Here is a 17,062-nt window from a genome sequence, read left to right as displayed (position 1 = left end):
TATGCCAGACTTCCTAAGGTTTTACAAACGATTTGAGAGGGAGACAAGAGCGATGAGAACGGACAGATCGCGCAGATGGTTCGGCAATCAATTCATACGCAACAAGATTATGGCGATCTATCTGCCGTTGATCTTGATTCCGCTGCTGGCGCTCGGCATCGCCTCCAACCGGATTTATACGCAGTCGCTGGTCGAAAAGACGGTCAAGGGGGTCGGCGACAACTCGTCGCTGATCATCACGCGGATCAACGGGATCCTCGCGAACGCGCAGAGCTGCGCCAACATTCTCGCGATTAACCTGGACCGCACGATTCAAGGACAGGGCGCCGCCGAGGGCGGGGACGAACCGGACATCTCCGAGTCCGCGCGCATCCTGAACCAGCTCAGCTTTTCGATCCTCGTGTTTCCGGAGGTGCACAGCGCCGCATTCATCGATCTCCAGGGGCGGGTATACGCGACGGCGCCCGAGCTCGAACGCGGCGACGACGACCTGCTGCATACGGCGATTCTGGCGCGCATCGACGGGACGAGCGGGGAGAACCTCTGGTTTCCGATGGAGCGCAGGAACTACCTGACGCCCGCCCCCGGACAGGCGGTGCTGACGCTGGGCAAGCGCGTGTTCAACATCAATACGGGCAAGCCGATCGGATCGATCGTGCTGAACGTCCGGGAGGAGACGCTGTCGTCGGTATACCGGAGCATCGGCTCGTTCGGAGAGGGCGTCTTCTCCATTACCGACGACCGGGGGAACGTCATCTCCTCGCAGCAGGCGGAGGACCTGCTTCTGCCCGTGAAGGACGCGGCCTTGCGCAGCTGGATTGCAAGCGCTTCCGAGACGACGACGATCGGCCGCTTCGACGAAGGCAGGCTGCTCGTGGCGCGCTCCGATTTTTCATTTCTCGATTGGCAATTCATCGCGGCCGTCCCGTATGCTGCGCTGACCCACGACGTTCGCCAGGTGACGATGCTGATCGCGGTCATCGCCGGGATCTGCTGCCTGTTCGCGCTCCTCGGCGCCGGCATCCTGAACCGGCTGATCGCCATCCCGATCGTCCGTATGGCCCGCAGCATGAAGATGGTCAAGGAAGGAAATCTCGACATGCGGATCGGCGTCCGGACGAACGACGAGCTCGGCCTGCTCGCATCGGGCTTCAACACGATGATCGCGCGCATTCAGGACCTGCTCCAGCACGTGAAGATCGAGCAGCGCAAAAAGCGCGAATACGAGTTGGCCCTCATCCAGTCGCAGATCAAGCCGCATTTTTTGTACAACACGCTCGACGTCATCTACACGCTCTCGCAGATGGACCGGTCCAAGGACGTGCAGCGCACGACCAAGGCGCTGGCCGACTATTATCGCATCGTGTTGAGCAAAGGGAGCGAGCAGATCACGCTGGAGGAAGAACTCAGCGGACTGCGCGACTATCTGGCCATTCAGAAGATCCGCTATTCCGACGTCTTCGATTACCAGATCGACGTGGACAAGTCCCTGCTGCCCTGCGCCATGCTCAAGCTGACGCTGCAGCCGCTCGTCGAAAACGCGATCTATCACGGTTTAAAAACGAAGAGCGGATTCGGACATCTGAGCGTCCGAGGCCGGCGGGAAGGCGAGCGGATGGTGCTGACCGTCGAGGATAACGGAACCGGCATGTCGGAGGAGCGGATCAAGGCCGCGATCGGCGGGGCGGACGACCGGCAGCGGCCGGTCTCCTACGGCTTGCGAAGCGTTCACGAACGCATGAAGCTGTACTTCGGAGAGACGTGCGGCATCCGGATCGCGAGCGAACCGGGGAAAGGCACGACGGTCACGCTCGTTCTGCCGTGCGAACTCGAGCCTGGCGGACAGCCGCACAACCATGAAGGAGGCGACTACGAATGATGAACATATTGATCGCGGACGACGAGCTGATTTTCCGCGAATACTTGCGGCGCGTCATCGACTGGGAGCGCTACGGATTCCGGATCGCGGGGGAGGCCAAGCATGGCCTCGAGGCGCTGGAGCTGGCAGCCGCGCAGCCGCCGGATATCGCGCTGGTCGACATCACGATGCCGTTCATGGACGGGCTCGAGCTGGCGGAGCGTCTCAAGCGGGAATACCCGGATACGAGCGTCGTGCTCGTCACGGGGCACAATGAATTCGACTATGCCCGGCGGGCGCTGAAGCTTGGCGTCGAGGACTACATCCTGAAGCCGTTCTCCAAGGAGGAGCTGCTGCTCACGCTGCTGAAGCTGCAGCAGCATCACCACAAGGCGCTCGAGGAGAAGGCGACGCTGCAGTCGAGCGTCCAGCTGATGAAGGAAGGGCTGCTGAACCGGCTGGTGAACGGTCAGCAGGAGGAAGACGCCGGGACCACGATCCGCAGGCTGGAGGCATACGATCTCCGTCTGGATCGCCCGGCCTATACGGTCGCGTGCATCGAGATCGACGACATGGACCGCAAATGGAGCGAGGTCAGCGAGCGGCTGCTGTGGAAGTACGCGGTCAGCAACATCCTGGCCGAGGCGATGGAGGACGACGGCAAGCCGATCATCTTCAACGGGCCGGAAGGCCGGATCGTGTGCCTGGTGGGCCAAGCGGCCCCTGCCTCCGGCACGTCCGGTCTCGAAGCCTACGAGCGGTTGTGCGCGCTCATCAAGCGTTACCTCAAGTTCACGATCACCGTCGGCGTGGGCAACGGGTATGCGGGAACGGCGCGCATCGCCGATTCATACAGGGAGGCGATCGCGGCGCTGCAGAACAAGTTCGTGTTGGGCTGCGACCGGGTCATCGGCTACGATGCGTTCGCAAAGGGGGCTTCCTCGCTCAGCCAGTATCCGCTCGAGAACAAGGAGGCGCTGCTGCACGACCTGCGAATAGCCGACGAGAGCCGGCTCGCGGAGCGGCTCGACGGGCTTTTCCGGTCGGTGCGCGAGCAGAAGCTCTCCATTGAATATACGTATGTCGTCTGCATGGGGCTGGTATCCGTGTGCCTGAGCTATATCAGCGAAGCGGGGCATCCGATCGAGGATTGCTTCGGCGAACACTTTTTTCCCTATAGCGAGATTCAGCGGCTCGGGACGGTCCAGGAGGCGGAGGCCTGGATCACGCGCTTGTTCATGCAGGCGTCCGCCTACGCGAGGCGGCACAAAAAAACGCGCGCCTCGATCATCGCCCGCTCGGCCAAAGCCTACGTGGAGCAGCATTATGCCGATCCGGAGCTTGGCGTAGAGCGGGTCGCCGGCCATGCGTTCATCAATGCGAGCTATTTGCGGGCCGTCTTTAAAAAGGAGCTGGGCATGACGCTGTCGGACTACATCACGCACGTGCGGATGCACAAGGCCAAGGACATGCTCGGGGAGGGCAACGTGAAGCTGGCGCACGTGGCGGAGTCGACCGGCTACAGCGACCTCAGCTATTTCAGCAAGAGCTTCAAGAAGTTTTTCGGGCGGCCGCCGAGCGAATACGAGAATCTGCTGAGAGAGCGAAGCTGAGCGCGAGCGCGCCGACGCGCGGAGAGATTCGCGCCGAGACAGATGCGCGGATATTACAAATCCGCATCGTTCTCTCCATTATCTTCGCGGGGACCGGCTCCTATAATAAAGGCATAGTTCCAGTCGAGAATATAAGAACTATATCGGAGGTCCGGGGAAAATGAAAAAATGGTCATTATTGCTCAGCGTGACGCTGCTCATGGGCGCGCTGGCGGCTTGCGGGTCGAACAACGAAAACGAAGCGGGCGCGTCTGAGAGCGCGAGTCCGAGTCCGAGCGCTTCCGGCAGCGCGGCGGCGAGCGAGAGCGCCAGCCCGAGCGCGAGCGCAGAGGCGCAGAAGCCGGTGAAGCTGAAGATTTACGCGCAGTATTCGGACGACGATACGAAGCTGCCTTACGACTACGCCGCGGCCGAGCTGAAAAAAGCGATGCCGAACGTCGAGCTGGAGCTGGACGTCCAGGCGCAGGACGACGGCCAGAAGCTGAAGACGTACGCGGCGATGGGCACGCTTCCGGATATTTTCCAAGCGAACCTGGACATCATCAATACGTTCAAAAACTCCAACAACATCCTCCAGCTGGACGAATACGTCGACAAGCTGGGCTTCAAGGACAAGATGTACCCGAGCACGATGAACACGCTGGTCACGGAGGACGGCCACAGCTACGCCTTCCCGTATGCCGGCAACGAAGTGGGACTGCTCTTCTACAATAAGGAGCTGTTCGCGGCGAACAACGTGCAAGAGCCGAAAACCTACGCCGACCTGCTGGCCGCCGTCAAGACGTTCAAGGCAGCCGGCGTCACGCCGCTCTCCATGTTCGCGAAGGAAAAATGGCCTGCGGTCGTCCTGTACGACATGTTCGTGACGCGGACCGAACCCGAAGGCATCCTGAAGCTCGACCGCGGAGAGGCCAAAGCAAGCGATCCCGCCTACAAGCAAGCCGCCGAAGAGGTCATCGAGCTGGTCAAGGCCGGCCTGCTGCCCAAAGGCGCGACGAGCATGAACTACGACCAGGCGGCCGCGCTGTTCCGCGAAGGCAAAGCGGCTATGTTCATCAACGGCCAATGGGAGATCGAAGACTCAACCAAGGCGCTGGGCGACAAGCTCGGTTACCTGTACGTCCCGGCAGCCGACGAAGCAGCCTACGAGGCGGCCAAGTACAACTTCACCGGCGGCGGCGGTCCGAGCGGCTACGCGGTGTCCTCTCACTCGGAGAACAAGGAGATCGCGGCCGAAGTCGCAGCCTTCCTGTCGGAGAAGTACGCAGAGTTCAAGTACACGCAGCGCGGCACGCCGATCGTCGCGACCAAGGTCGACCTGCCCGTGCAAAAGGAATTCCCGCCGACGATGCAGCAGCTCGCCGACGACATCCCCAACATGAAGACGACCGCGTTCGCGTGGGGTCTCGGCAATGCGAAGTTTAAAGCCGCGATTGAAGACGCGTCCCAATCCCTCCTGACCGGCGCTTACTCGGCCGACCGGTTCGCAAGCGACGTCGACAAGGCGATCGAGCAATCCAAGTAATTCCCGCCCATCCGGCAGAATGAGCATCCCGACAAATTTCAGCTTATCAAATGAGCAAGACGTTCCGTGAAAATCGCGCGCCGCTGGCTTCTTCAGCCGGCGCGCGGCTCCCGGACTCCCGCCTTTTGCGGCGGGATTCGCATGACGACACGAAAGTAGTGATGACATGAATAAATACCTGGGCAACAAGACGGCGATTCTCCTTTTTATTTTGCCCGCGCTCCTCGTCTACTCCGTCGTCGTATTTTATCCGATGCTCCAGGTGTTTTTCCGCAGCCTGTACGAATGGGACGGACTGACGCCGGGCACGTTCATCGGACTCGACAATTACACGCGCATGTTCGACGACAGCATCTTCCACACCTCGGTTTACAACGGTCTCGTCTTCGCTCTGATCATTACCGTCGCTCAGATCTCGATCGGCACGCTGCTGGCGTTCGCCGTTGCGGAGGCCGGCATCCGCGGCCGCAAGTTCGTCCGCATCAGCGTATTCATCCCCGTCGTGCTGTCCATCACGGTCGTCTGCCAGCTGTGGATGGCGATGTACAATCCCGAGTACGGATTGATCAACCGTCTGTTCGAGCTGCTCGGCATTCCCTATCAGCAGGACTGGATCACCGGCAGCCGCACGGCGATCTATGCGTTGGCCGCCGTGAACGCCTGGCAATACATGGGCTACCACTTCGCGCTGCTGCTGGCCGCGGTGAAGTCCGTGCCCGAGCATTATATGGAAGCTGCACGCATCGACGGCGCTAGCAAGTGGAAGGCGCATCTGCGGATCACGATCCCGCTGATGGCCGAGACTTACAAGTTTTGCCTGATCTTCGCCATCACCGGCGGCTTGAACGCCTTCGCCAATATGTACATTATGACGGGCGGCGGTCCGGGCACGAGCACGTACACGCTCACTTACATGATGTACCGGTCGGCCTTCCGGGTCGGCGAGTACGGATACGGCAGCGCATCAGCCGCGTTTCTCGTCATCGAGTGCCTGGTCGCCACCCTGCTGATCAACCGCTTTATCGCGCGTCAACGGATCGTTTACTAGAGAGGAGGCGCGAGCATTGGGATCGCCTTGGTACAAGCATCCGTTCAAGCACGGCCTGCTGTGGCTGTACGCGCTGCTGTCGATTTACCCCTTGTTCTGGATGGTTTCCTATTCGCTCAAGAGCAACGACGAGATTTTCGTCACGAATTCTTTCGGCTTGCCGTTTCACTTTCGGGTCGAAAACTATAAGACCGCCTGGGAAAGCTTCAACGTTCCCGTCTACTTTCTGAACAGCGTCATCGTGACCTGCGCGACGGTCGTCGGCAGCCTGACGCTCGCCGTGCTGTTCTCCTACGCGATCGCGCGCATGCGCTTTCGGTTCAGCGGCGCGGTGCGCATCTATCTGGTGATCGGCATGTTCGTGCCCGTACAGGTCATCATGATCCCGCTGGCGATCCTGATGCGCGATTTTCATCTGGCCAACACGTACGGTTCGCTGATCGTTCCTTACATTTCCTTTAACCTGTCGTTCGCGACCATGGTGTTCTACGGCTTTTTCAGAGGCATTCCGATCGAGCTGGAGGAGTCGTCCTGCATCGACGGCGCCAGCATTTACCGTACTTTTTTCAGCATCATGCTTCCCATCATCCGTCCGGCGCTCGCAACGATGATCATCTTCGTTTTCCTCGCCGCGTGGAACGAGTTTCCGATGGCGCTGGTGCTGATCTCCAAGGAGACGCTCAAGACCCTGCCGCTCGGGCTGCTGTTTTTCCAGGGCCAGTTCACGACCGATTGGGGCGCGATGGGCGCCGCAATGACGATTGCCAGCATCCCGACGGTATTCCTGTACATGGTGTTCAGCGATCAGGTCGAAAGCGCGCTCACGGTCGGCTCGGCCGTCAAAGGATAAGAGCGGACGCAAACCGATCCGGCGCGATTCCAGTTGACGAGGAGAGGTCATCATGACGACGATCGAAGAAATCGCGACGCGCGTCGGGGTGTCGGCGGCGGCCGCGGCGCGCGTGCTCAGCTACGATCCCTCGCTGTCGGTCGGGGACGAGCTGCGCAGACGTATATTCGAGGCGGCGGCAGCTCCGCCGCGGCGGAGTTTCCTGCACGGCGGCGAGAGCGGCAGCGGCGTTCTGGCGCGCCGGATCGGGCTGCTCGGCAGCGCCGCCGGCCCGGCGGCGGATTGGCATCGCGAGGTCCGTTCAGGCGTGGAGCGCGCATGCGAGCGTCGCGGGATCGAATGCGTCCCGCTGTCCGACCCGGTATCGGCGCTAGTGATATCGCCTTGGTCGCCGGCCCTGTTCGACGGCTTGATCGCCGTAGGCAGCTTCAAGCCGGCCGATCTGGCACGGCTGCCCGCGCTGGGCGAGCCGACCGTGTTCGTCGGCTCCTCGCCGGACGATACGCGCTACGACTCGGTCGTGGTCGATTATTCAGAGGCGATGGAGCGGCTGATCGACCATTGGACGGGGCTGGGCTTCCGGCGTTTCGTCTATATAGGGAGCTGCGGGCCGGATAACGATACCGGTTGGGCTGACCGGCTTGCCGCGCTGCGGACCGGACTTGACAGCCGCGGGCTCGGCCCGCTGCAGGTTCGGTGCGGGGCGGCTTCCGAGCCGGAGGCGGAGGGCCGGCGTCTGATGGCGCAAGCGCTGCTGGAATCGCGGGCTCCGACCGCTTTTGTCTTGGAAAGCGGACGCTTGGCCGCGGGAGCTGCCGATGCGGCGAGAGAGGCCGGAAGGCAGGCTTCGGGGGACGCGGCGCTGATCGTGCTGGATGGCGGCGATGTGGAGACATCGCCGTCCGAGCCGCCGTTCGCGACGGTCAGGACGCCCGCGGCCCTCTTGGGAGAGTCGGCCGTAACGCAGCTTGCGGACAGGCTGCGCACGCAGCGTCTCTTCGCGCAAAAAACGGTGCTGAGCGCGGCCTTGTTCGCTTGAAAGAGATCAATTGTGCGTACTCAAAAAGCTACTGAAACAGGTACAGTTCCGCGGAAACTCGGATAGCTGTACCTTTTTTTACTACATGGGAACGCATTAATATGGCGGCGATCGTAACAGATGAGCATTCTTCGACGTGCCGGAGCTTTCCGATGCTTTACGGATCGAAAAAAACGCATTCGTACAGGTATTTTCTGTCGACTCGTGATATCTGATGAAATACATGCAAATGTGCAGGGGTAATTAAAGTACAAACCGGAATTGGGACTGAATAAAGGAAATAAATGCGCTTTTGCATCTATCCTGTTTACAAGGGCTGATACCGGCGGAAAAAGATGTATGTTTGCAGGCATTACGACCACTAAAGAACAGAACGCGACGGCGAAAGAACAACGCGGGCAACGATCGCCCAACCCACCGAAACGGCTGGCGGACGAGCCATCGACAGGCTTTTCGCACAAATCAAGTTTCGGATATCCGCTTCTCCAGCCACAAAAGTTGCTATTACAGCCCCCCCCCGAAAGTAAATTGATCGGCTTCCATTAGCGGCCCCATTCAGATGGGGCGTTTTTGCTTTTCAGTAGTCTTATTTGATTCATTTATCTTAATTATAGGTCGTATTAATCATTTTATATTTATTTTAATGCTGCTTATTGCAATATTAATGACGCATATATATAATTATGACACACAATAAAATTTAAAGGCGGCATCATTCCGAACCGCCGGGAGGAGAAGCAACATGTCGAACGCGACGAACGCCTTACAGGGATCCGCACCAGGACTCGAACTCGGTATGGTCATCTGCAAGCATTGTCAGCAGCTCATGTATACGATTCCGACCAACGGTGTGAAAAAAATATACGGCGTGTGCGGGCAGGAAGGCTGCTTGGAGACGGTCGAAGCGAGCGAGGGCGAAGATTAATGAATGTGCAGTCCTGGGTTTATTCCTTTGAAGAAGGCAATGCCGGCATGCGGACGCTGCTGGGCGGGAAAGGCGCCAATCTGGCGGAAATGACGCGCGTCGGACTTCCGGTGCCTCCCGGGTTCACGATAACGACCGAGGCGTGCCGCGCTTTTTTCCGGGCGGGCAATCGGATTTCGGGCGAGCTGCAGTTGCAGATGAGAGAGGCTGTAACGCGGCTGGAGGAGAAGAAGGGCCAGCGGCTCGGCGACAAGGCCGATCCGCTGCTCGTCTCCGTCCGATCGGGATCGGTCGACTCGATGCCCGGGATGATGGACACGATCCTCAATCTGGGATTAAATGACGAGACCGTAAAGGGACTGGCCGCAGGCACGGGCAACGCACGTTTCGCCTACGATTGCTACCGCCGGCTCATCCAGATGTTCGGCCAGGTGGTGCTCGGCATCGAAGCGATCCGCTTCGAACGGCTGCTGCGCCGCTTGAAGCGAGAACTCGGCGTCGAGCAGGATCAAGAGGTATCGGCCGAGGGCTGGATGCAGTTGATCGTGGAGTACAAGGGCTGCGTCAAGGCGTTCTCGGGGATCGACTTTCCGCAGGATGTGCACGAACAGCTGACGCTCGCGACCGAAGCCGTGTTCAAGTCCTGGCACAATCAGCGGGCACAGGTCTACCGCAAGATCAATCGTATTCCCGACGAACAGGGCACGGCGGTTAACGTTCAGAGCATGGTGTTCGGCAATAAGGGAGACGACTGCGGCACCGGCGTCGTGTTTACGCGCAATCCGTCTACCGGCGAGCGGGCGCTGTTCGGCGAGTACCTGACGAACGCGCAGGGCGAGGACGTCGTCGCCGGCGTGCGCACGCCGCAATCGATCGCGACCTTAAAGGATGTCATGCCGCGGGTATACGAGGAGTTGTCCGAGCTGTGCGGACGCCTGGAGCTGCACTACGCGGATATGCAGGACATCGAGTTTACGGTGGAGCGCGGTGAGCTCTACGTGCTGCAGACGCGGGGCGGCAAGCGCAACGCCCAGGCTGCGCTCCGGATCGCCGTGGATCTCGCGGCCGAAGGCATCGTCTCGCGCGAGGAAGCGCTGATGCGGATCGAGGTGTCCCATCTGGAGCAGCTGCTGCACCGCGGCATCGACGAGCAAGCGGCGGGAGATGCGATCGCTTCCGGCTTGCCTGCGTCTCCGGGCGCGGCCGTCGGCATGGCCGTCTTCGACGCGGACACCGCGGCGGCATGGGCGCAGGCGGGCAAGCCCGTCATTCTCGTGCGGGCCGAGACGACGCCTGAGGACATCCACGGCGTGCTCGCTGCGGAGGGCGTGCTCACCAGCCGAGGCGGCATGACCAGCCACGCAGCGGTCGTGGCGAGAGGCATGGGCAAGCCATGCGTATGCGGCTGCGAGGAGATGCGGATCGATCTTGCGCTGCGGCAGGCGGTGGCAGGCGAGCAGACAATCGCCGAGGGCGACTGGCTGACGCTCGACGGGACCAGCGGCAGCGTATACGCCGGCCAGATTCCGCTCAAGGAGGCGGCGGTTACGGACGAGCTGCAGCAGGTGCTGCGTTGGGCGGACGACATCCGCAGGCTGCGCGTCTATGCCAATGCGGATACGCCGGCTGACGCCGGGATCGCGCGCGGCTTCGGCGCCGAGGGCATCGGGCTGTGCCGGACGGAGCATATGTTTTTTGCGCCGGAGCGGCTGACCGTCATGCAGGCGATGATCATGGCGGAGTCGCGCGAGGAGCGGCTGGCTGCGCTTGAGCTGTTGCTGCCGATGCAGCAGGCCGATTTTGAGGGGCTGTTCCGCGCAATGGACGGCTTGCCCGTCACGATTCGGCTGCTCGACCCGCCGCTGCACGAGTTTCTTCCGCATGCGGGAGAGCTGCAGCAGAAGCTGCAGGCGGCCGGCACGGAGGAGGAGCAAGAACAACTGCGGCGGATGATTCGCAAGGTCCATGCGCTGCACGAAGCCAATCCGATGCTCGGACAGCGGGGCTGCAGGCTGGGCATCGTCTATCCCGAGATCTACGATATGCAGGCCGAAGCCGTGTTCCGTGCTGCTGCGGTCTGCATCGGCCAAGGAATCGCCGTGCATCCGGAGATCATGATCCCGCTGGTCGGCGACGCGAGCGAGCTGAGCCTGCTGCGCGAACGGGTCGACCGTGCCGCGGATCGCGTGCTCGGCGAGGCGGGCCAGAGCGCTTACGGCTACAAAGTCGGCACGATGATCGAGGTTCCGCGCGCCGCGCTGACGGCCGATCGCATCGCGGCCCATGCGGACTTCTTCTCATTCGGCACGAACGATCTGACGCAGATGACCTACGGCTACAGCAGGGACGACGCGGAGGGCGGCTTCATGTCGCATTATCTGGAGCAGAAGCTGCTCCCGCACAACCCGTTCCAGGTGCTGGACCCGGACGGCGTCGGACAACTGATCGAACTGGCTGCGACGAAGGGACGCTCGCGCAAGCCGGGCCTGAAAACGGGCATATGCGGCGAGCATGGCGGGGACAAGGATTCGATCGCGTTCTGCCATCGCGCGGGACTCGATTATGTCAGCTGCTCGCCGTACCGTATCCCGATGGCGCGGATCGCGGCCGCCCAGGCGGCGATCGAGAACGCGGCCGAGGACGAAAAGAGCCCGACCATTCAGGCGATCTAATTATATATATTGAAGAGGGGCAGGCAACCGGGCTGAAAAGAAGAGCCTTCGTGATCCGGCACCGACGCGCGACAGGGGTGTGATCGGGACGCGGATCGGTTACAATGGGGGAAAAGAGTCGTCCAGCCTGGAGGTTGCCATGCTCGAACTATCAACGCGCCAGCTCGAGATCGTCGATCTGGTTCGCAAGCGCGCGCCGATCACCGGCGAGCAGATCGCGGAGGCGCTCGGCGTCACACGCCCGTCCATCCGGTCGGATCTTGGCTTGCTGGCGATGCTGGGCTATATTGACGCCAAGCCCAAGGTCGGCTACTTTCCGGCCGCGGCGTCCGGCGATGCAGGAACGTCAGGGCAGGATGCCGTCCTGCGGATGCGCGTGAAGGAAGTGATGGGCGTGCCCGTCGTCCTCCGCGAGACGGCGACCGTCGGCGATGCCGTCGTCTCGCTTTTTCTCGAAAACGTGGGCAGCCTGATCGTCGTCGATGCGTCGGGTTCGCTGACCGGCATCGTATCCCGCAAGGACCTGCTGAAGGTCGCCGTCGGCAACGCGCATGGAGACGCCGTTATCCTGGGCATGGTAATGACCCGGTACCCCAACATCGTCACCGTCGCGCCGGAAGATACGATTCTCGACGCGATGCGCAAGATGATTCAGCATGAGGTGGACGGCCTGCCCGTCGTTCAAGCGCATCCGCACGGCGGAGGGCCGGCCGCGGAAGTCGTGGGCCGGATCACCAAGACGACCATCCTTAAGCTGATCTACGAGGCCGCGGTCTCGAGGGATATACCCTGACGCTTCGGCTGCGGCAGGGCGGCGAGTGAGCTAACCAATCGGCAAGAGCAGGAGGCGGTCTTGATGTCGCGAGTGCGGCGCGGATCGGCCTCTTTCTTTTTTCCGGCATTGCGGGTCATTTAGAATTCATCAATCGATCTCGGAAGGTCAGCGTCCTGATCGAAGGGGATATTGTTCAAACGCCAAAAAGGGTGCGTTTACATCTACGATAGAACAGCGCGGAGGGGCTGGCCGGCTATTCTGAAAAAGCCGATTGCGCATGGATATAATACGTGTTATATTCTCGGTGAGGTGCGACTATGACAGGCAAAGGCAAGGCGCCGAATACAGGCAAGCGAACGACGAGCTTTGACGTGGCCAGAGCCGCGGGCGTGTCCCGAAGTCTTGTGTCCGCCGTCATCAACGGCACGCCGGGCATCGGCGTCGGTCCCGAGACAAGAGCAAAGGTACTGAAGGCGATCAAGGATCTGAACTATCAGGTCGACGCACAGGCGAGGGCGATGAAAACCGGGCTCAGCCGGTGCGTGGCCGCATTTGGCGACATGAAAAATCCGCTGTTCCTGCAGCTGCTCGAGGGCATGCAGAAGGCTTGCGCGGAGCGCGGCTATCACGTGCTCATCAGCGGCCAGAGCGAGGACGACCAGGACAGGCTCGACATGCTCGATTTGTACCGCCAGCGCCGGATCGACGGCATCGTCACGCTCGACGATACGGACTACGAGAGCGCGGCGTGGATCGAACGCGTCCGGGAGTCGGGCGTCCCATATGTATCCGTCGAAGGCTATGCCGGGACGGAGGGCGTCGCTTCCGTGCTCGCAGACTACCGCGAGAGCATTCGCGAGGCGCTGGATTACATGGGCGGTACAACCGACCGTTTCCCCGTTTACCTCGAAGCCTACGAAGACCGGCCCGAACGGAATTGGGCGGAACGCGACCGCAAGGCCGCTTACGAAGCCTGGTGCGGCGCGAGAGGTTGGACGCCGGTCGTGTATCGCTTTCACCTGGGTGACGAAGCGTGGCTCGGCCGGTATTTGGATGAGGCGGCTGCAGCCGGCATGAGGTTTCCGCCGATGCTGATCAATTGGTCCGTGGGCGCCGTGCCGCTATACAGAGCGGCGTGGCAGCGCGGCATCCGGATCGGAGACGAGCTTGTCCTCATGGCCGGGGACAACACCCGCAGGAGCAACGCGTACATGTGCCCGTCCCTGGCGTCCGTGGAAATTCCTTATGCCGCGATGGGAGAAGAGGCGGTTCGCCTGCTGCTGGAGCCGTCGGAGGACGAGCGCGCATCCAAGCGCTGGCTGCGGGCTTCGATTCGACCGGGAGACAGCGTCCCGCAGGGTTCAAGCGGTTAACGCCGCTTTCTTTCATACGATTATAACACGTGTCATAACTTTTGAAGGAGGCCTTCATTTATGTTTTGGATCGTGGAGAAGCTTCAGAAAAGAATCGAGGAATTGGCCTCGTACCGCTATCGTCATGCGCTGGCGCTGGACGAATGGGAAATGCAGGAGGACGAGTCGGGCGCAAACGGCGTGCATCGTCCGCCGGAGATGGCGGGCGAGCTTCGGATGCGCAAGGGGGACCGTTGGGTCGGATACGACCGGTACGTCTGGCTGCGGCGTACGGTCCGCGTACCCGAAGAATGGAAGGACCGTGAGGTCGTCGGTCTGTTCGACTTCGGCCTGACCGGACCGGGCAACAACTCGGCCTTCGAGTCGTTGCTTTATTTGAACGGCCGTCCTTTTCAAGGCGTCGATACGAACCATCAGGAGGTCTTTCTTCCGGCGGAGCTCGCCGGCAGCGAGATCGAGTTCGTCTTCCGGCTGTGGTCGGGACTCGAAGGCGGCGGGGGGCCGCGCGATCAGGAGCATCAGTTCAAGCGCGCCGAGCTCGCCGTTCTGGACGCGGCCGCAGACGATCTGTACTTCACCGGGCGCGCGGCGCTCGAGACGGCCAAGATACTCGAAGAATCGAACCCGTCCAAGCATGACCTGCTGACCGCTGCCGACCGGGCGTTTAAGCTTGTCGACTGGTCGCGGCCGGGCTCGGAAGCGTTTTACGCCTCGGTGGGTCTGGCGGCGGATGCGCTTCGCACGGCCGTGTCCGAGCTGGAGAAGAGCCACCCGGTTACCGTACGCGCCATCGGGCACACCCATATCGACGTCGCCTGGCTTTGGCAGCTCAAGCATACGCGCGAGAAGTCGGCGCGTTCCTTTTCCACCGTACTTAGGCTGATGGAGAAATATCCGGAGTACGTCTTCCTTCAGACGCAGCCCCAGCTATATGCCTACCTGAAAAAGGACTATCCGGAGATCTACGAGCAAATTCGCGAGCGGATCAAGGAAGGACGCTGGGAAGCCGGCGGCGCCATGTGGCTCGAGGCGGACTGCAACCTGACGAGCGGCGAGTCGCTTGTGCGTCAGATTTTGCACGGCACGCGGTTTTTCCGCGACGAATTCGGCGTAGAGTGCGACTATCTGTGGCTGCCTGACGTGTTCGGCTACAGCTGGGCGCTCCCGCAGATTTTGCGCAAGTCCGGCATCAAGACGTTTATGACGACCAAAATCAGCTGGAGCCAGTACAACCGGATGCCGCACGACACGTTCAAGTGGCGGGGCATCGACGGCTCGGAGGTGCTGACGCATTTCATCACGACGCCCGAGGTTGCGGAAGCGAATGTCTGGTGGTATACCTACAACGGCCTGATTGAACCGTTCTCCGTCAAGGGAATCTGGGACACGTACCGCGACAAAGATATCAACCGCGAGCTGCTGCTGTCTTACGGCTACGGAGACGGAGGCGGCGGCGTGAACCGGCATATGCTGGAGATGCGGCGCAGGCTCGACGAGATGCCCGGCTTGCCCAAGATCGTGCCGGGGCGGGCCGCAGACTTTTTCGATAAGCTTCATGAAACGGTAGACGGCACAGACAGGTATGTCCATACGTGGGACGGGGAGCTGTATCTGGAGTACCACCGCGGAACATACACGAGCCAAGCCTACAATAAAAGAATGAACCGCAAGCTCGAGCTGATGTACCGCGAAGCGGAATGGCTGCATTCGTTAAGCGCGGCTGCGGGCGGCGGCGATTGGTCGGCGTATCCGAAGGCGAACCTGCACGAGGGCTGGACGACAATCTTGCGCAACCAGTTCCACGATATTATCCCCGGCTCGTCCATAGGCGCCGTTTATGCGGATGCGAGGGAGGAGTATGCCGAAGCGGAACGCTTGGGCAGGGAGGCGATTCAGGCTGCGGCCGGGCGGTTGGCCGGACAGTCGGACGGCACTGTCGTCAGCGTGTACAACGGCGCCGCGTTCGACCGGACCGAACTGGTCGAGGTTCCCACGCTGGCGGGTGCCGGCTCGAAGGGGGCGTGGCTGACAGAGGACGGCCGGCCGCTACGGTCGGAATACACCGGCAGCGAATGGCTCGTGCTGGCGGAGAACGTGCCGGCGACCGGCGCGGCGACGCTGCGCTTTGAGCCGTCCGCGGAGGAGCCTGCTGCGGCCAAGGCGTTCGAGTGGGCGGACGGCGTGCTCCGGACGCCTCATTATGAGCTGGCGTTCGACGAGGCCGGCCGGCTGGTCCGTCTTTACGACCGAGGGCAGTCGCGCGAGGTGCTGCCTCAGGGAGCTCGTGCCAACGAGCTGCAAGTATTCGAGGATAAGCCGAAAATGTTCGAAGCGTGGGACATCGACTTGTTCTACCAGGAGAAGCAGCGTGAAGTGACGGAGCTGCGCAAGCTCGAGCTCGTCGAATGCGGCGCGCTGCGCGCGGTTCTGCGTTTCGAATGGGCATACGGAGCGTCCGTCATCGAGCAGCGCCTCATCGTTTATGCGGAAGATCGGCGCATCGACTTCGTCACGCGCGCGGACTGGCAGGAGCGCCAGCAGTTGCTGAAGGTTGCGTTCCCGGTCGAGGTTCGCGCGACGGAGGCGACCTACGACATCCAATTCGGCAACGTGAAGCGTCCGACGCACTGGAACACGAGCTGGGACCACGCCCGGTTCGAGACGGTCGGCCATCAGTGGGTCGATCTGTCCGAGCACGGCTACGGCGTCAGCCTGCTCAACGACTGCAAGTATGGCCATGACATCAAAGACAACGTCATCCGGCTGTCGCTCATTAAATCCGCGATCGATCCCGATCCGAATGCCGACCAGGGGGAGCATCTGTTCACTTATTCGTTGTATCCGCACGCGGGTGACTGGACGGCCGGCGGAACGGCGACAGCGGCATGGGCGCTCAACAATCCGCTGCTGGCTGTTCCGGGCGCCAGCGCGTTCGCGGGCAAGTCGCTGCTGCGTGCGGACGGGGCGCATATCGCCTTCGACGCGATCAAAAAAGCGGAGGACGAGGACGCGCTGGTTGTCAGGCTGCACGAATATGCGGGCGGGCGTGGCGTCACGACACTAACGTCAGGCTGCGAAATTGCTTCGTGGCAGGAATGCGACCTGCTGGAGCGCCCGATCGGCGAGCTCCGGAGCGGCGGCGAGCCGCTGCAGTTTACGCTGGCGCCTTACGAGATCAAGACGTTTTTGATTCGGCTGCGGTAAAGAAGTTCGCGATCAAAAGTATCTGTCGATCGATTCGCTCCTAGACCCATCGCCTGCAGTAGGAGAGGCGATGGACTTGGGAGCGCTCGAGTTGGTCGCATCGCCTGCAGTAGGAGAGGCGATGGACTTGGGAGCGCTCGAGTTGGTCGCATCGCCTGCAGTAGGAGAGGCGATGGACTT

11 protein-coding genes are annotated in these 17,062 nt (G+C 61.3%); all 11 read left to right on the top strand.

Translation table 11 applies throughout. The annotated features are described in order from the left end of the window. Positions 1 to 52: 52 nt before the first annotated feature. The 11 genes from ACFSR7_RS05600 to ACFSR7_RS05550 all read left to right on the top strand — a co-directional run bounded on the left by ACFSR7_RS05600 (position 53) and on the right by ACFSR7_RS05550 (position 16,882). Positions 53 to 1,879, top strand: coding sequence for a sensor histidine kinase (locus ACFSR7_RS05600; RefSeq protein ID WP_378159551.1), 1,827 nt, complete (start codon positions 53 to 55; stop codon positions 1,877 to 1,879). Beyond that, a complete protein-coding gene (locus tag ACFSR7_RS05595) occupies positions 1,876 to 3,471 on the top strand; it encodes a response regulator (protein ID WP_378159550.1) in 1,596 nt (531 codons plus the stop codon). Before ACFSR7_RS05600 ends, ACFSR7_RS05595 begins: the two co-directional genes overlap by 4 nt. A 160-nt stretch (positions 3,472 to 3,631) precedes the next feature. After that, complete coding sequence (locus ACFSR7_RS05590) at positions 3,632 to 4,996, top strand: ABC transporter substrate-binding protein (RefSeq protein WP_378159549.1); 1,365 nt, start codon at positions 3,632 to 3,634, stop codon at positions 4,994 to 4,996. Positions 4,997 to 5,162: 166 nt separating this feature from the next. Next, positions 5,163 to 6,044: a carbohydrate ABC transporter permease gene (locus tag ACFSR7_RS05585; protein ID WP_378159548.1), complete on the top strand. Its 882-nt coding sequence runs from the start codon at positions 5,163 to 5,165 to the stop codon at positions 6,042 to 6,044. Positions 6,045 to 6,060: 16 nt separating this feature from the next. After that, entirely contained in the window at positions 6,061 to 6,894 is an 834-nt protein-coding gene (locus tag ACFSR7_RS05580; protein ID WP_378159547.1) for a carbohydrate ABC transporter permease, read from the top strand. Between the two features lie 52 nt (positions 6,895 to 6,946). Beyond that, positions 6,947 to 7,933 (top strand): substrate-binding domain-containing protein, encoded by a 987-nt coding sequence (locus ACFSR7_RS05575; protein WP_378159546.1) that lies wholly within the window; start codon positions 6,947 to 6,949, stop codon positions 7,931 to 7,933. Positions 7,934 to 8,675: 742 nt separating this feature from the next. Then, positions 8,676 to 8,858, top strand: coding sequence for a GapA-binding peptide SR1P (locus ACFSR7_RS05570; RefSeq protein WP_378123884.1), 183 nt, complete (start codon positions 8,676 to 8,678; stop codon positions 8,856 to 8,858). After that, positions 8,858 to 11,530: a pyruvate, phosphate dikinase gene (gene ppdK, locus ACFSR7_RS05565; protein WP_378159545.1), complete on the top strand. Its 2,673-nt coding sequence runs from the start codon at positions 8,858 to 8,860 to the stop codon at positions 11,528 to 11,530. The genes ACFSR7_RS05570 and ppdK overlap by 1 nt, the downstream gene beginning before the upstream one ends. A 139-nt stretch (positions 11,531 to 11,669) precedes the next feature. Continuing rightward, positions 11,670 to 12,323: a helix-turn-helix transcriptional regulator gene (locus ACFSR7_RS05560; protein ID WP_378159544.1), complete on the top strand. Its 654-nt coding sequence runs from the start codon at positions 11,670 to 11,672 to the stop codon at positions 12,321 to 12,323. A gap of 299 nt (positions 12,324 to 12,622) precedes the next feature. Beyond that, a complete protein-coding gene (locus ACFSR7_RS05555) occupies positions 12,623 to 13,678 on the top strand; it encodes a LacI family DNA-binding transcriptional regulator (RefSeq protein WP_378159543.1) in 1,056 nt (351 codons plus the stop codon). A gap of 60 nt (positions 13,679 to 13,738) precedes the next feature. Continuing rightward, positions 13,739 to 16,882 carry an alpha-mannosidase gene (locus ACFSR7_RS05550; RefSeq protein WP_378159542.1) on the top strand — a complete coding sequence of 1,048 codons (3,144 nt, stop codon included), beginning with the start codon at positions 13,739 to 13,741 and terminating at the stop codon, positions 16,880 to 16,882. Positions 16,883 to 17,062 lie beyond the last annotated feature (180 nt).

Source organism: Cohnella sp. GCM10020058 (assembly GCF_042683485.1).
GTDB lineage: Bacteria > Bacillota > Bacilli > Paenibacillales > Paenibacillaceae > Cohnella.
Note: the sequence above shows the minus strand (reverse complement) of the source record. Positions and strands in the feature narration are given on the sequence as shown.

Excerpts from the sequence above, each read along its gene's own strand:
- ACFSR7_RS05600 (WP_378159551.1), top strand. The coding sequence starts at position 53 with ATGAGAACGGACAGATCGCGCAGATGGTTCGGCAATCAATTCATACGC.
- ACFSR7_RS05595 (WP_378159550.1), top strand. The coding sequence starts at position 1,876 with ATGATGAACATATTGATCGCGGACGACGAGCTGATTTTCCGCGAATAC.
- ACFSR7_RS05590 (WP_378159549.1), top strand. The coding sequence starts at position 3,632 with ATGAAAAAATGGTCATTATTGCTCAGCGTGACGCTGCTCATGGGCGCG.
- ACFSR7_RS05585 (WP_378159548.1), top strand. The coding sequence starts at position 5,163 with ATGAATAAATACCTGGGCAACAAGACGGCGATTCTCCTTTTTATTTTG.
- ACFSR7_RS05575 (WP_378159546.1), top strand. The coding sequence starts at position 6,947 with ATGACGACGATCGAAGAAATCGCGACGCGCGTCGGGGTGTCGGCGGCG.
- ACFSR7_RS05570 (WP_378123884.1), top strand. The coding sequence starts at position 8,676 with ATGTCGAACGCGACGAACGCCTTACAGGGATCCGCACCAGGACTCGAA.
- ppdK (WP_378159545.1), top strand. The coding sequence starts at position 8,858 with ATGAATGTGCAGTCCTGGGTTTATTCCTTTGAAGAAGGCAATGCCGGC.
- ACFSR7_RS05560 (WP_378159544.1), top strand. The coding sequence starts at position 11,670 with ATGCTCGAACTATCAACGCGCCAGCTCGAGATCGTCGATCTGGTTCGC.
- ACFSR7_RS05555 (WP_378159543.1), top strand. The coding sequence starts at position 12,623 with ATGACAGGCAAAGGCAAGGCGCCGAATACAGGCAAGCGAACGACGAGC.
- ACFSR7_RS05550 (WP_378159542.1), top strand. The coding sequence starts at position 13,739 with ATGTTTTGGATCGTGGAGAAGCTTCAGAAAAGAATCGAGGAATTGGCC.